Origin of the sequence: Burkholderia pseudomultivorans (assembly GCF_001718415.1) — a bacterium.
GTDB lineage: Bacteria > Pseudomonadota > Gammaproteobacteria > Burkholderiales > Burkholderiaceae > Burkholderia > Burkholderia pseudomultivorans_A.
The window spans coordinates 3,168,176-3,181,442 of the sequence record NZ_CP013378.1 but is presented as its reverse complement, the minus strand read 5'-3'; the positions used below and the strand labels follow the sequence as shown (position 1 = coordinate 3,181,442).

General features: G+C 69.9%; 15 protein-coding genes. 4 read left to right on the top strand and 11 right to left on the bottom strand.

Going from position 1 to position 13,267, the window contains the following annotated elements:
• The first annotated feature begins 51 nt into the window (after positions 1-51).
• Positions 52-336 (top strand): DUF4148 domain-containing protein, encoded by a 285-nt coding sequence (locus tag WS57_RS26970; protein WP_009695078.1) that lies wholly within the window; start codon positions 52-54, stop codon positions 334-336.
• A gap of 315 nt (positions 337-651) precedes the next feature.
• Here WS57_RS26970 and WS57_RS26965 read toward each other — a convergent pair whose 3' ends face one another.
• Positions 652-864: a hypothetical protein gene (locus tag WS57_RS26965; protein ID WP_009695079.1), complete on the bottom strand. Its 213-nt coding sequence runs from the start codon at positions 862-864 to the stop codon at positions 652-654.
• 240 nt (positions 865-1,104) lie between these two features.
• Here WS57_RS26965 and WS57_RS26960 point away from each other — a divergent pair, with 240 nt between their 5' ends.
• Positions 1,105-1,392: a DUF4148 domain-containing protein gene (locus tag WS57_RS26960; RefSeq protein WP_009695080.1), complete on the top strand. Its 288-nt coding sequence runs from the start codon at positions 1,105-1,107 to the stop codon at positions 1,390-1,392.
• Between the two features lie 80 nt (positions 1,393-1,472).
• Here the strand turns inward: WS57_RS26960 and WS57_RS26955 are convergent, their stop codons facing one another.
• The 5 genes from WS57_RS26955 to WS57_RS26935 all read right to left on the bottom strand — a co-directional run bounded on the left by WS57_RS26955 (position 1,473) and on the right by WS57_RS26935 (position 6,200).
• A complete protein-coding gene (locus WS57_RS26955; protein ID WP_009695081.1) occupies positions 1,473-1,910 on the bottom strand; it encodes a hypothetical protein in 438 nt (145 codons plus the stop codon).
• 142 nt (positions 1,911-2,052) lie between these two features.
• Positions 2,053-2,976: an ABC transporter permease gene (locus WS57_RS26950; protein WP_069245097.1), complete on the bottom strand. Its 924-nt coding sequence runs from the start codon at positions 2,974-2,976 to the stop codon at positions 2,053-2,055.
• Positions 2,976-3,848, bottom strand: a complete 873-nt coding sequence (locus tag WS57_RS26945; RefSeq protein WP_009695083.1) for an ABC transporter permease — start codon at positions 3,846-3,848, stop codon at positions 2,976-2,978. The genes WS57_RS26950 and WS57_RS26945 overlap by 1 nt, the downstream gene beginning before the upstream one ends.
• A gap of 61 nt (positions 3,849-3,909) precedes the next feature.
• Complete coding sequence (locus tag WS57_RS26940) at positions 3,910-4,989, bottom strand: ABC transporter ATP-binding protein (protein ID WP_040128879.1); 1,080 nt, start codon at positions 4,987-4,989, stop codon at positions 3,910-3,912.
• A gap of 47 nt (positions 4,990-5,036) precedes the next feature.
• Positions 5,037-6,200, bottom strand: coding sequence for an ABC transporter substrate-binding protein (locus tag WS57_RS26935; protein WP_059519431.1), 1,164 nt, complete (start codon positions 6,198-6,200; stop codon positions 5,037-5,039).
• A gap of 460 nt (positions 6,201-6,660) precedes the next feature.
• On the opposite strand from WS57_RS26935, the gene WS57_RS26930 reads away from it, so the two are divergent.
• Positions 6,661-7,365, top strand: coding sequence for a glutathione S-transferase N-terminal domain-containing protein (locus WS57_RS26930; protein WP_040127421.1), 705 nt, complete (start codon positions 6,661-6,663; stop codon positions 7,363-7,365).
• Between the two features lie 108 nt (positions 7,366-7,473).
• On the opposite strand, the gene WS57_RS26925 is transcribed toward WS57_RS26930, so the two are convergent.
• A complete protein-coding gene (locus WS57_RS26925) occupies positions 7,474-7,986 on the bottom strand; it encodes a MarR family winged helix-turn-helix transcriptional regulator (protein ID WP_069245096.1) in 513 nt (170 codons plus the stop codon).
• Between the two features lie 129 nt (positions 7,987-8,115).
• On the opposite strand from WS57_RS26925, the gene WS57_RS26920 reads away from it, so the two are divergent.
• Positions 8,116-9,300 (top strand): MFS transporter, encoded by a 1,185-nt coding sequence (locus tag WS57_RS26920; RefSeq protein ID WP_069245492.1) that lies wholly within the window; start codon positions 8,116-8,118, stop codon positions 9,298-9,300.
• 28 nt (positions 9,301-9,328) lie between these two features.
• Here the strand turns inward: WS57_RS26920 and cobM are convergent, their stop codons facing one another.
• The 4 genes from cobM to WS57_RS26900 are packed head-to-tail and all read right to left on the bottom strand — an operon-like array spanning position 9,329 to position 13,128.
• A complete protein-coding gene (gene cobM / locus WS57_RS26915; RefSeq protein WP_069245095.1) occupies positions 9,329-10,057 on the bottom strand; it encodes a precorrin-4 C(11)-methyltransferase in 729 nt (242 codons plus the stop codon).
• A gap of 34 nt (positions 10,058-10,091) precedes the next feature.
• Entirely contained in the window at positions 10,092-10,823 is a 732-nt protein-coding gene (locus WS57_RS26910) for a cobalt-precorrin-6A reductase (protein WP_069245094.1), read from the bottom strand.
• Complete coding sequence (locus WS57_RS26905; RefSeq protein WP_059601428.1) at positions 10,820-11,908, bottom strand: cobalt-precorrin-5B (C(1))-methyltransferase; 1,089 nt, start codon at positions 11,906-11,908, stop codon at positions 10,820-10,822. The genes WS57_RS26910 and WS57_RS26905 overlap by 4 nt, the downstream gene beginning before the upstream one ends.
• Positions 11,908-13,128: a bifunctional cobalt-precorrin-7 (C(5))-methyltransferase/cobalt-precorrin-6B (C(15))-methyltransferase gene (locus WS57_RS26900; protein WP_069245093.1), complete on the bottom strand. Its 1,221-nt coding sequence runs from the start codon at positions 13,126-13,128 to the stop codon at positions 11,908-11,910. The genes WS57_RS26905 and WS57_RS26900 overlap by 1 nt, the downstream gene beginning before the upstream one ends.
• Positions 13,129-13,267: the final 139 nt, after the last annotated feature.

Here is a 13,267-nt window from a genome sequence, read left to right as displayed (position 1 = left end):
GGCGTGGGCCCTTCCCCGCTCACGCGTTCGCTCATTCATCAAGGAGTCGCCATGAAAATCATTGCCGCTTTCGTCCTCGCCACGCTGAGTTTGCCGTTCGGCGCATCGGCGTTCGCCCAGTCCGCGCAGGCGCCGCTCACGCGCGCCGAAGTGCGTCAGCAGTTGATCGAAGCGCAGGCCGACGGCCTGCTGCCGTCGAACCGGAACGACTATCCGCCGTCGCCGGACGAGATCGCGCACAACCGCGCGCGCTACGCGGCCGAGCACGCCGGCGCGATGCCGACTGCGACCGCGTCGTCCGACGCGGCCCCCGACCGTACGACGTCGTCGCAATGACGCGGGCTACCGGGCGCGTCGACGCGCCGTCGTGCCCGGCAGCGACGTTCGACCGGGCCCGATGTTTCGGGCTGGACAGGGAATGCGGACCGGCCGCGCCGGCCACGCCCGACGACATGCACGAAGTCGCCACATCGCAAGACGCGGGCTCGGTCGGAACAAGCAGGAATGAAAACGGAGCGGCGGGTGTGCGCCGACGAGCGCAGGACCCGCGCAGGACGCGTCATCGGCGCGGCGCGCGATGCGGTTCTCGGAGGGGCGTCCGGGACCGGCGCTCGAGCGCGCCGGCGCCGGTCAGACAGGATCGGGATTCGTTCAGTACGCGGACATCTCGACGCAAGGATCGACCTTGGACGGCGAGCAGATGACCGAATACCTGGCGCTCTCGCGCATCAGCGCTTCGCCCTGTTGCAACGCGATCTTGATTTCGGGATGGCGTTCGTAGGCGAGGAACGCCGAGCACACGACCGCGGACATCACGATCAGCGAAAACACAAATTTTTCAAGGGTTTGGAAACGTTCAGGCATGGTTCGACCTTTCTTCTAGGCCGATATTGTATCTCAAAATAAGGGTTTTCCCTATACATCAGACGACATACCGAGGATCGGTTCGAATGATCGAGCGGCACCAGGGACTCAGCTTGAGTCGCGATGCTCCCGCCCTTTTTCCGCGTTAACTCGCGCTTAAGCGGCGGTCGCCGAAGATGGCTGTACCGGTGACGGCGGCTGTGCCGCACCGGACGTCCCGCATTTTTCGGAGAACCCGAGATGAAAACCGCCCTTTCCCTGCTCGTCCTCGCCGCCGCGGTCGCGGCGCCCGTCGTATCGTTCGCGCAGACGGCGAACGCGCCCGTTACGCGCGCCGAAGTCGTCGGCCAGCTGCGCCAGCTCGAACAGGCCGGCTACAAACCGCTGAAAGGCCAGTATCCGAACGACCTTCAGGCCGCCGAAGCGCGCATCGCGCAATCGTCGGGCATCGGCGCCGACGCCGGTGCGTCGATGGACGCCGGCCATCGGACCATGCCCGCGACCGCGCCGGCCGATCGCGGTCGCTGATCGCGGTCAGCGGCAGGATTCGCGCGTGTCGGCAAGGTCGTGCAGCGTGAAGCGATCAAAGAAAGCGCCGCACTGGAGGATCACTGTGCGGCCGACGCGCCGCTGGCCGCATTGCCGGGCCACGCCTTGCCGATCTTGTCGATCAGCGATTTCGCGGCGCCGGTCGCGATCGCCGCGTCGACGCCCGAGGTCTGCCACGAACCGTCGGCGGCCTGCACGAAGGTCAGGTTTGCACGCGACGGCGAGTAATCGGCATTGCGCCACGTGATCACGACGTCGCACGTATAGGTGCGCTCGCCCGCCTTCCGGCAGTCGCCGTCGGGCTTCGCCGACACGACGTCGGCCGACATCGGCAGCGGCTGGCCGAACAGCGCGTTGAGGCCGCCGTGGTTTTCCGCTTCGAGCGCGCGGCGCACCGCGGCATCGACGTCGCTCGCTCCGGGACCGTCGTGAAGCAGGTTGCAGGCGGCAAGCAGCGTCGAGGCACAGCCGAGCGTCAGTAGCGTTGGGAACTTCATGGATATCCGTGATCGGGTAAACGTCGGGCGGTGGGCGACGATGCCGCGCAGGCATCGTCGGACCGGTACGCCGCGTAGTCTGCAACGGCCGCGTGCCGTGCGCGGTATCCATTTGTAACCAATTGCACGCACCGGAGCGCGCCTATTGCCGCTCCTGCTTGACGCGGCTCACGAGCTGCGTCGGGCTCACGAACTGCAGCGCGATCACGACCCAGACGAGCGTGATCGCCATATAGATCATCGCCATCGCGTCGATCGACTGCGGCGCGCGCACGCCGGTCGAGAACACCGCGTAATACAGCGCGACGACGAGCGTCTGCGTGCTCGGGCCCGCGGTGAAGAAGGTCAGCTCGAACATCCCGATCGTGCGCACCAGTACCAGCAGCCCCGCCGCGAGCATGCCGGGCACCAGCAGCGGCAGCAGCACATAGCGGAAATAGCGCCACGTGTTCGCGCCGAAGATGCGCGCGGCGGCTTCGAGGTTCGGGTCGATCTGCTCGATGAACGGCGTCATCACGAGAATCACGAACGGCAGCGCCGGCACGAGGTTCGCGAGGATCACGCCGGACAGCGTGCCCGCCAGCCCGATCTTGTACATCACGGTCGCCATCGGGATCCCGTACGTGACGGGCGGCACCATCAGCGGCAGCAGGAACACCAGCAGCGCGAAGCGCTTGCCGCGAAACGATACGCGCGCGAGCGCATAGGCGGCCGGCACGCCGAGCGCGATCGACAGCAGCACGACCGCGCCGACGACCTCGACCGTCACCCACAGCACGCTCGCGAGCTGGAAGTCCTCCCACGCCTTCGCGTACCAGCGCAGCGTGAAGCCTTGCGGCAGCGGCGTGCCGAACCAGCGCGTCGCGACCGAATTCACCGCGACGGTCGCGATCAGCAGCATCACGTTCAGCAGGAAAAACGCCATCAGCCCCCAGACGAGCGCCTTCCACGCGCGCCCGGCGAGCGCGCCGCGGATCTTCTGCGGCTTCATCGCGTTGACGGGCCGCGCCTCGCCAGGCTCCTGTTTCGGCGGCCAGGCCGGCGCGGCATGATTGTCGGTCGCCATCAGCCCTTGCCTCCCGTCACCGGCCCCGAATAGAAGAAACGGCGCGCGCCGAGCATCGACGCGACCACCAGCAGCTGCACGAAGCCCATCACGATCGCGATCGCCGACGCCAGCGAATAGTCGTAGTTCTCGAACGCGGCTTCCGCGGCGGCGATCGAGATCACGCGCGTCGGGCCGGCCGGCGCGCCGAGCAGCACGGCCGACGGGAACACCGAGAACGCCTGCACGAACGACAGGCAGGCGGCCATCGTCAGCCCCGGCACGAGCAGCGGCAGGTAGATCCGCCGGAACTGCTGCCACGGATTCGCGCCGAGCGTCGCGGCCGCGCGCGCGAGCGTCGGGTCGATGCCGCTGATGTACGACAGCATCAGCAGGAACGCGAACGGAAAGCCCGACACGATCAGCGACAGCAGCACGCCCCAGTAGTTGTGCGTGAGGCGCACTTCGTCGGTGTACAGGTGCAGGCCGTGCAGCGCCTGCGGAAACCAGCCGTTCGGCCCGAAGTACGTGAGCATCCCGTCCGCGACCAGCACGGTGCCGAGCGTGACGGGGATCACCAGCAGCGTCGTCGCGAACTTCTGGTAAGGCGAGTGGCGGCGCAGCGCGAACGCGACCGGCACCGCCACGCCGACGTTGATCAGCGTGGCCGGCACCGCGAGCTTCAGCGTGACGAGCACGGTCGGCCACATCGCGGCGTCGGTAAAGAACTGCGTGTAGTTCGCGAGCGCGCCGCCGCCGTTCATCGGCTCGAACGACAGCAGCAGGCCGTACGCGAACGGATAGACGAACAGCGCGACGATGAACGCGAGCGCGGGCGTGACGAGCCACGCTTTCGCGTCACGAGGCGTGCCGCCGGATGCGAGCGTGCTCATGCGGCCTCCCGGCCGGCGGCCCGTGCGGTGCGCGGCGTGCGGACGAGCAAGCCGCACGCGCTCATTGCGCTTCTCCCGGATAGACGAGCGTGCGCGATGGCGGAACGCGCAGCCGCAGCTGCTCGCCTGCCGCGAATTCACCGGCCACGCGCGCCCAGATCGCGCCGAACGGCGCGATCGCGCGGATCAGCGAATCGCGGCCGCCGTATTCGACCGTTTCGACCGTCGCGTCGAACGTGTTGTCGCCCGCGTCGTCCGCGCGCTCGACGTCGTCCGGACGCAGCGCGACCGCGACCTGCGTGCCGTCGAAGCCGGCCATCGGCACGCCCGCGAGGCGCACGCCGGCGGCGGCGACCGTCACGTAGTCGCCGGCGGTGCCTTCGAGCGTGAACGGCAGCACGTTGCGATAGCCCATGAAGCGCGCGACGTGCAGGTTGTGCGGGCGCGAATAGACGGTCTTCGGCGTCGCGACCTGCTGCACGACGCCCTCCTTCATCACGACGATGCGGTCGGCCATCGACAGCGCCTCGTCCTGGTCGTGCGTCACGTAGATGGTCGCGCGCTCGAGCTGCGTGTGGATGCGGCGGATCTCCGCGCGCATCTCGATGCGCAGCTTCGTGTCGAGATTCGACAGCGGCTCGTCCATCAGCACGAGCGGCGGCTCGATCACGATCGCGCGCGCGATCGCGACGCGCTGCTGCTGGCCGCCCGACAGCTGGCCGGGCAGCTTGCCTTCATGGCCGACCAGCTGCACGAGTTCGAGCGCCTGCTGCGCGCGGCGGCGCGCTTCGTGCTTCGGCACGCCGCGCATCTTCAGGCCGAAGCCGACGTTGTCGAGCACCGTCATGTGCGGAAACAGCGCGTAGTTCTGGAACACCATGCCGAAGCCGCGCCGTTCGGGCGGCAGCACGTCGATGCGCGTGTCGTCGAGCCAGATGCCGCCGCGCGTGAGCGGCTGCAGCCCGGCGATGCAGTTCAGCGCGGTCGACTTGCCGCAGCCGGACGGGCCGAGCAGCGCGATGAATTCGCCGCGGCGGATGTCGAGGTCGAGCCCGTCGAGCGCCGCGACCTGCGCGCCTTCCGCGTTGGTGAAGCTGCGACAGACGCCGTCTAGCCGCAGCCGTTCGAAACTGTGCTTCATTGCACACTCCGCTGACGCAGGCGCCGTCGCGCCCGCGGGTTCGTCCGTCACTTCGACTTCTGCGCGCCGATTTCACGATCCCATTTCTGGAACGCGGCGACCATCGCCTGCGCGCTGAGCGGCTGCACGTGCGGACGATCGGCGAGCAGCTTCGCGTATTCGGGGCGGCCGAACTTGCGGATCACGTCCTGGCTGTGCGCGGGCGCCATCTCGAGCGTCACGCCCTTCACGGCCGGGCCTGGATAGAAATAGCCGTCGTCGTAGGTCATCGCCTGCTGCGCCGGCTCGAGCAGGAAATTCATCAGCTTGAACAGCACGTCGAGCTTTTCTTTCGGCACGCCCTTCGGGATCACCATGTAATGCGCGTCGTTGACCCACGTCATGTTGTCGAACGCCTGGATCCGGAACTCGGCCGGCACGATGCCGAGCGCGCGCGGGTTGATGTCCCAGCCGGTGACGGTCACCGTCATGTCGCGCGTGCCCTCGCCCAGCTCCTTCATCACGGCCGAGGTGCCGCCCGGGTAGTACGGCACGCAGTCGTTCAGCTGCTTCAGGAACGCCCAGGTCTTGTCCCAGCCGTTGATCGGGTCCTGCGGATTCTTGTCGCCGAGCACGTACGGCAGCCCCATCAGGAACGTGCGGCCCGGGCCGGAATTCGCAGGCCGCGCATAGATCAGCTTGTTCGGATGCGCCTTGCACCACGCGAGCAGCTGGTCGGGCGTCTTCGGCGGGTCGGCGACTTTCGCGGGGTTGTATTCGAGCAGCGGGCCCGCCGGCATGTAGGTGACTTCGAGGCCGAAGCCCTGCGCGAGATCCTGCATCTTGCGCGGGCCGGGCGCGTACTTGTCGAGCACGCCGGCGAGCGCGCTCGCGTGGTCCGGCAGCAGCTTGAGCCACAGGTTCTGCTCGATGCCGGCCGCGAGCGCGTCGGTGCCGGTCAGCACGAGATCGATGTCGGCACGACCGGCCGCCTGCATCGCCTTGATCTTGCCCGGCAGCTGCGGCGCGGGCGCGTTCGTGAACGTGACGGTCGACACGAGGTTCGGGTTCTTGTCCCGGAACGCTTCGATGGCCTTCTGCGTGAGCTGCAGGTTGCCTGCGACATCGACGACGTTCAGCGACACGGGCGCGGCGACGGCCGCCGCCGACAGCGTGAAGCCCAGCGCCAGCGCGATCCGGCGGACACGGCGCGCGATCGTGGTTGTGTTCATGTCTCCTCTCTGCGGTCGGTGGATGGGACCTTTCTTTCGAGAAATCATGACGTTGTTATACGATGTCGGTCAACAAAAAACCGTGACGCGCGGGGCGGGAATTTCCCTAACAAAAACCCTTCGGCGATATCGTGATTCGAAAGGCCCTGTGTGCGCCGGAGCACGCCGGCGAGCCGCACGCCGGTGTGTTAAGACATCGTATGTCAAGGCAATAACAGAATCGCTTCGGTGGGTCGGGAATGTCCGCCTTTCGACTGTCGCGGCATCTTGCTGCGCCCGCCCTTGCACTCACCTTCGCCGTCGCCTGCACCGATTTTGCGGATCGGCTACAGTGGGCGTTTTTCGGCGCGCCCGGCCGCGCCAGCCGGCGCGCCTGCTCCGCTGCCACGCGTGCGCAGCGGGTGCGATGCGCGGCGGCACGGCGGGGCGCGGATCATTCCTCTCGACGAGCGAACCTTCCATGTCCGATCTGTCCGCCTTCCCGATCACGCAAAAGTGGCCGGCCCAGCATCCCGACCGCCTCCAGCTCTACTCGCTGCCGACTCCGAACGGCGTCAAGGTGTCGATCATGCTCGAGGAAACCGGCCTGCCGTACGAGCCGCACCTCGTGCGTTTCGACACGAACGACCAGCTGTCGCCGGCGTTCCTGTCGCTGAACCCGAACAACAAGATTCCGGCGATCATCGATCCGAACGGCCCGGACGGCAAGCCGCTGCCGCTGTTCGAGTCGGGCGCGATCCTGATCTATCTCGCGGACAAGACCGGCCAGTTGATCCCGAAGGATCTCGCCGGCCGCTACGAAACGATCCAGTGGGTGATGTTCCAGATGGGCGGCATCGGCCCGATGTTCGGCCAGGTCGGCTTCTTCCACAAGTTCGCGGGCCGCGACTACGAGGACAAGCGTCCGCGCGACCGCTACGTCGCCGAATCGAAACGCCTGCTCGGCGTGCTCGATGCGCACCTCGCCGAACGCGAGTGGGTGATGGGCGATGCGTACACGATCGCCGATATCGCGATCTTCCCGTGGGTGCGCAACCTCGTCGGTTTCTATGAAGCGGGCGACCTCGTCGGCTTCCGCGAATTCCGTCACGTTGCGCGCGCGCTCGATGCGTTCGTCGCGCGGCCGGCCGTCGCGCGCGGCCTGAACATTCCGGCACGCGACTGAGTCGCGCCCGCACCCGGTGCGGGCCGCCTGCTTCGATCGACGCCCGCTGCCTCGCGCAGCGGGCGTCGTTTTTTGTGTCGACGCTTGCGCATCGCGCGGGCGGCGTCGCTAGCCGCCGTCGTTGCCGTCGGCCGTGCGCGCCAGCCCCGCCAGCACCTTGTCGAGCAGCCGCGCGAGCTGCGCCTGCTCCGCGGCCGACAGCGCGGCCAGCATCGCGCGCTGGTTGTCGACGTGCGCGACCACCGCTTCGTCGATCAGCGCGCGGCCCGTTTCGGTCAGCGCGACCAGCGTGCCGCGCCCGTCGGCCGGATTCGGCCGGCGCTCGACCCAGCCGGCCTTCTGCAGCCGGTCGATGCGCGCGGTCATGCCGCCCGACGACATCATCAACGCGTCGTACAGCGCCGTCGGCGTCAGCGCGAACGGCGCGCCGCTGCGGCGCAGCGTCGCCAGCACGTCGAATTCGCCCGGCTGCATCCCGTAGCGCGCGAACAGCGGATTGAGACGATCGCGCGCGATCACGAGCGCCGCTTCCTGCAGCCGCCCCATCACCAGCATCGACGACGCGTCGAGATCCGGACGCTCGGCGCGCCATTGCGCGACCGCCTGCGCGGCTCGATCCATTAACCCTCCTCGGCTCACCAGTTATCTTGACGTCGAGATAAATCGGCATTTATCTTGATGGCGAGATACTTTACATGAAAACGCGCGGCGGCCACCTGCATGTCGCGCACCGAATTCGAGGGCCTTGCGATGAATCGTTTCAACACGTCCGGATGGCGGCTGGCCGCCATCGTGCTCGTCGGGCTGAACCTGCGGCCGGCGCTCGCCGCGGTCGGCCCGCTGCTCGACATGATCCAGCGCGCGACCGGCATCGGCGACGGCGCGGCGAGCCTGCTGACGACGATCCCGATCCTGCTGATGGGGCTCGGCGCGCTGGGCGCGCGGCCGCTGCAGCGCGTCACGGGCATCGCCGGCGGCGTCTGGTTCGGCGTCGTGCTGATCGGGCTGGCATGCGCGTCGCGCGTCGGCGCGCAGCATCCGTGGCTGTTGCTGGCGAGCGCCTGTTGCGCGGGCATCGGCATTGCGATGGTGCAGGCGTTGCTGCCGGGCTTCGTGAAAGCGCATTTCGCGGCGCGCATCGGCGGCGCGATGGGCGTCTATTCGACGTCGATCATGGGCGGCGCGGTGCTCGCGAGCGTCGCGGCGCCGCTGGTCGCCGCCCGCTGGGGCTGGCTCGCGGCGCTCGCTGGCTGGGCGCTGCCGGCCGCGCTCGCCGCGCTGGCATGGCCGCTGGCGAGCCGCGGCGACCGGACGGTGTCGGTCAGGCCGGCCGCCGCGACGGCGGTCGATGCGCGCGCGTCGCGTTCGCCGCGCGCGTGGCGGCTCGCGCTGTTCTTCGGGATCGCGACGGGCGCGTACACGCTCGTGCTCGCGTGGCTGCCGCCGTACTACATGCGGCTCGGCTGGTCGCCGACCGCGGCCGGCAGCCTGCTCGGCGGCGTGACGCTCGCGGAAGTCGTCGCGGGGCTGGCGGTCTCGGCGACGATCGACCGCGTGCCCGATCGCCGGCCGGCGCTGCACGCGGCGATCGCGTCGCTGCTGCTCGGGCTGCTGCTGATGCTGGCCGCGCCGGAGAGGCTGGCGCTGCCGGCCGCGCTGCTGCTCGGCGCGGGCATCGGCGCGCTGTTTCCGCTGTCGCTGATCGTCACGGTCGACCACGCGGCGACGCCGGCCGACGCGGCATCGCTGACGGGGTTCGTGCAGGGCGTCGGCTACCTGATCGCGGGACTGTTTCCGTTCGCGGCGGGCATCGTGCGCCAGCATCTCGCGGATCTGACGCCCGCGTGGGTCGCGATGGCCTGTCTGTGCGTCGTGCTGTTCGTGCTCGCGGCCGGCTTTGCGCCGGGCATGACGCGACGCGTTGCGCGGGCGTAGGGGCCGCGATCAGGTGCCCCGCGCCTGATCACTCCGCACTCGCATACAAGGTCGAATCCGCAAACCCCTGCGCGTCGAGCACGCGACCGACCAGGATCAGCGCGGTGCGTTCGATCGACGTGTGCCGGACCTTGCCGACGATATCGGCAAGCGTGCCGACGACGCGTTCCTCGTCGGGCCAGCTCGCGCGATACACGACCGCGACCGGGCAGTCGGGCCCGTAATGCGGCAGCACTTCGTCGACGATTTTCGCGAGATGCCGCACGCCGAGATGGATTGCGAGCGTCGCCTGATGCGCGGCGAGCGAGCCGAGCGTTTCGCCTTCGGGCATCGTCGTCTTGCCCGCGAAGCGCGTGAGGATCACCGTCTGCGCGACGCCGGGCAGCGTCAGCTCGCAGCCGAGCGTCGCCGCGCACGCGGCCGCTGCCGTCACGCCCGGCACGATTTCATACGGAATCCCGAGCGCCTTCAGCCGGCGGATCTGTTCGCCGATCGCGCCGTACAGCGACGGGTCGCCCGAATGCACGCGCGCGACGTCCTGCCCTTTCGCATGCGCGGCCGCGAGCAGCGCGACGATCGCGTCGAGATCGAGCGCCGCGGTATTGACGACCTGCTCCGCGCGATGGCCGTCGAGCACGGCCGCCGGCACCAGCGAGCCCGCATACAGAATCACCGGGCAGGTGCGTACGAGGCGCTGGCCCTTCACCGTGATCAGCTCCGGGTCGCCGGGACCCGCGCCGATGAAATACACCGTCATCGAAAAAACTCCGTCAATGCGTTGGACGGCCGCGTCATGCGCGCGCGGCCGGATCGAGTGCGTCGAGCAGCGCGGCGGCCGAATCGAACGTGCGATCGGCGTCGGGCAGCAACGGCCGGCGCAGCATCACGACCGGCAGCCGGCGCTCGCGCGCGACCTCGAGCTTCGCCTCGGTCGCCGCACCGCCGCTGTTCTTGCTGACGACGACGTCGATGCCGGCGAGCGCGAACAGTGCACGTTCGCTGTCGAGCGTAAACGGCCCGCGCGCAGCGACGATCTGCGCGCGCGCGTTGCCGGGATGCGGATCGAGGCAGCGCACGAGCCAGAACTGGTGCGGCGGGATCGCGTCGAGATGCGCGAGCGGTTCGCGGCCGAGCGTCCACAGCGGCCGGCGGAACGGCGCGAGCGCGGCCTCGATGCCGGTCCAGTCGTCGACCATGCGCCAGTCGTCGCCGGGTTGCGGCGTCCACGGCGCGCGACGCAGCGCCCACAGCGGCACGCCGGCGTCGCGGGCCGCGGCCGCCGCGTTCGCGCTGATGCGCGCCGCGTACGGATGCGTCGCGTCGATCACGAGGCCGATGCCGGCGTCGCGCAGATACGCGGCGAGCCCCGCGGCGCCGCCGAAGCCGCCGACGCGCACCTCGCAGCGCAGGTCGTCGGGCACCTTGCCGAGGCCGGCGAGACTGTATACATGGCCGGGGCCGAGCGCGCGTGCGATCTTCAGCGCGTCGCCGGTGCCGCCGAGCAGCAGGATCCGTACGCTCATCGCGCCTCCCCGACGAAACGGCCGTGGCGGTCGATCGCGAACATCTCGACGGCGACCGACGCCGGCACGATGTCGCGCGCGACGCGCAGCGCATGCGTGCAGACGATGTCGCCGAGCGGCACGCCGTCGGCCCGGGCGAACTTCAGCGCTTCCTGGCTCGTGTTCGCGCAGCGCATCGCGGCCTGCAGCGCATCGCTCGCGCCGGCTTCGGCGGCCCATTGCGCGAGCAGCGGCAGGTCGATGCTCGAATGGCGGCTGTGCAGGTCGAGGTGGCCGGCCGCGAGCTTGCTGAGCTTGCCGAAGCCGCCGCACATCGACAACCGCGCGATCGGCGCGCGGCGCAGATGCTTCAGCACCGCGCCCGCGAAATCGCCCATCTCGATCAGCGCCATGTCGGGCAGCCCGTAGTGCGCGCGCATCGCATCCTCGCTCGCGTTGCCGGTGCAGGCGGCGACGTGCGTGATGCCGTTGGCGCGCGCGACGTCGATGCCCTGGTGGATCGACGCGATATACGCCGAGCACGAGAACGGCCGCACGATGCCGGTCGTGCCGAGGATCGACAGTCCGCCGACGATGCCCAGGCGCGGGTTCATCGTCTTCAGCGCGAGCGCCTCGCCGCCCTCGACGCCGATCGTTACGTCGAAGCCGCCCGCGTAGCCATGCTCGGCCGCGAGCGCGTCGAGGTGCGTCGCGATCATCTGGCGCGGCACCGGATTGATCGCCGGCTCGCCGACCGGCAGCGTGAGCCCCGCGCGCGTGACCGTGCCGACGCCCGGCCCCGCGCGGAAGCGCACGCCCGGCGCCGCCGCGCGCGCGACGCGCGCGAAGATCAGCGCGCCGTGCGTGACGTCGGGGTCGTCGCCGGCGTCCTTCAGTGTGCCGGCTTCCGCGCCGTCGGCCGTGGCGCGGCAGAATTCGAGGCGCATCATCACGCGCTGCCCTTTCGGCAGCACGATCTCGACCGCGTCGTCCGCGCGGCCCGCGAGCAGCAGGCGCGCGGCGGCGAGCGACGTCGCGGTCGCGCAGCTGCCGGTCGTGTAGCCGAAGCGCAGCGGCGCAGGCTGTTCGGGGGTTTCGTCGCGCATCATGTCGGAGCCGGCGCGTCCGGCTTGCGTACGTCGTACAGCGTGACGGGCAGCGCCTGCCGCCACGTGTCGAAGCGGCCCAGCGGTTCCGCGTGCGAAAGCGCCACGCGCGTGAGCGTGCCGCCCTGCGCGTCGCGCCACGCGGCGAGCGCGACTTCGCCCTGCAGCGTGACCGCGTTCGCGACGAGCCGGCCGCCGGGCTTCAGCGCCGCCCAGCACGCAGCGAGCACGCCGGGCGCCGTTGCGCCGCCGCCGACGAAGATCGCGTCGGGCGCCGCCAGCCCCGCGAGCGCATCGGGCGCGCGGCCGGCGACGAGCTGCAGGCCCGGCACGCCGAGCGCATCGCGGTTGTGTTCGATGAAGCGCTGCCGCTCCGCATGCGCCTCGATCGCGATCGCATGGCACGACGGATGCGCACGCATCCATTCGATGCCGATCGATCCGCTGCCGGCGCCGACGTCCCACAGCAGTTCGCCGGGCACCGGCGCGAGACGCGCGAGCGTCAGCGCGCGCATGTCGCGCTTGGTCAGCTGGCCGTCGTGGCGATAGGCGTCGTCGGGCAGGCCGGGCGTAAGCGCGCGGCGCGGCGCGTCGGGGCCGGCCATGCAGTCGAGCGCGACGAGGTTCAGCGCGGCCGTCTCGTCGACGGCCCAGTCCTGCGCGAGCCCGTCGAGACGCCGCTCGAGCGGGCCGCCGAGATGCTCGAACACGGTGATGCGCGTGGGCCCGAAGCCGCGTGCGGCGAGTTCCGCCGCGACCTCGGCCGGCGTGCGGCCGTCGGCGCTCAGCACGAACAGGCGCCGCCCCGGCAGCAGGTGGCGCGCCAGCGTCGCGAGCGGACGGCCGACCAGCGACACCGCGCCGACCTCCTGCAACGCCCAGCCGAGGCGCGCGGCCGCGAGCGACAGCGACGACGGCGCGGGCAGCACGCGCCATTCGTCGGCGCCAAGCTGGCGCGCCAGCGTCGCGCCGACGCCGAACAGCATCGGGTCGCCGCTTGCAAGCACGCAAACGGGCGTGCCGCGGCGCGCGAGCACGCCCGACAGCTCGAACGGCGACGGCCACGCTTCACGCGCGGCCGGGAGCCGCGACGGCAGCATGTCGAGATGCCGCTTCGCGCCGACGACGAGCGTCGCGTCGAGCAGCGCGCGGCGTGCGGCGCGGCCGAGCCCCGCGAAGCCGTCGTCGCCGATGCCCACCACCGTCAGCCATGCCGTCATGCACCCTTCCCCATCGTTCGTCCTGTTGCCGACCGCGTACCGGTCCGCATCGCGAAAAACGGGATAGTACCGTGTTCCACTCCGCGTTTCACTTGCCGGGCGGGCGTCGCCTGCGCATGCGGACGAGTCGGTGCGCGGC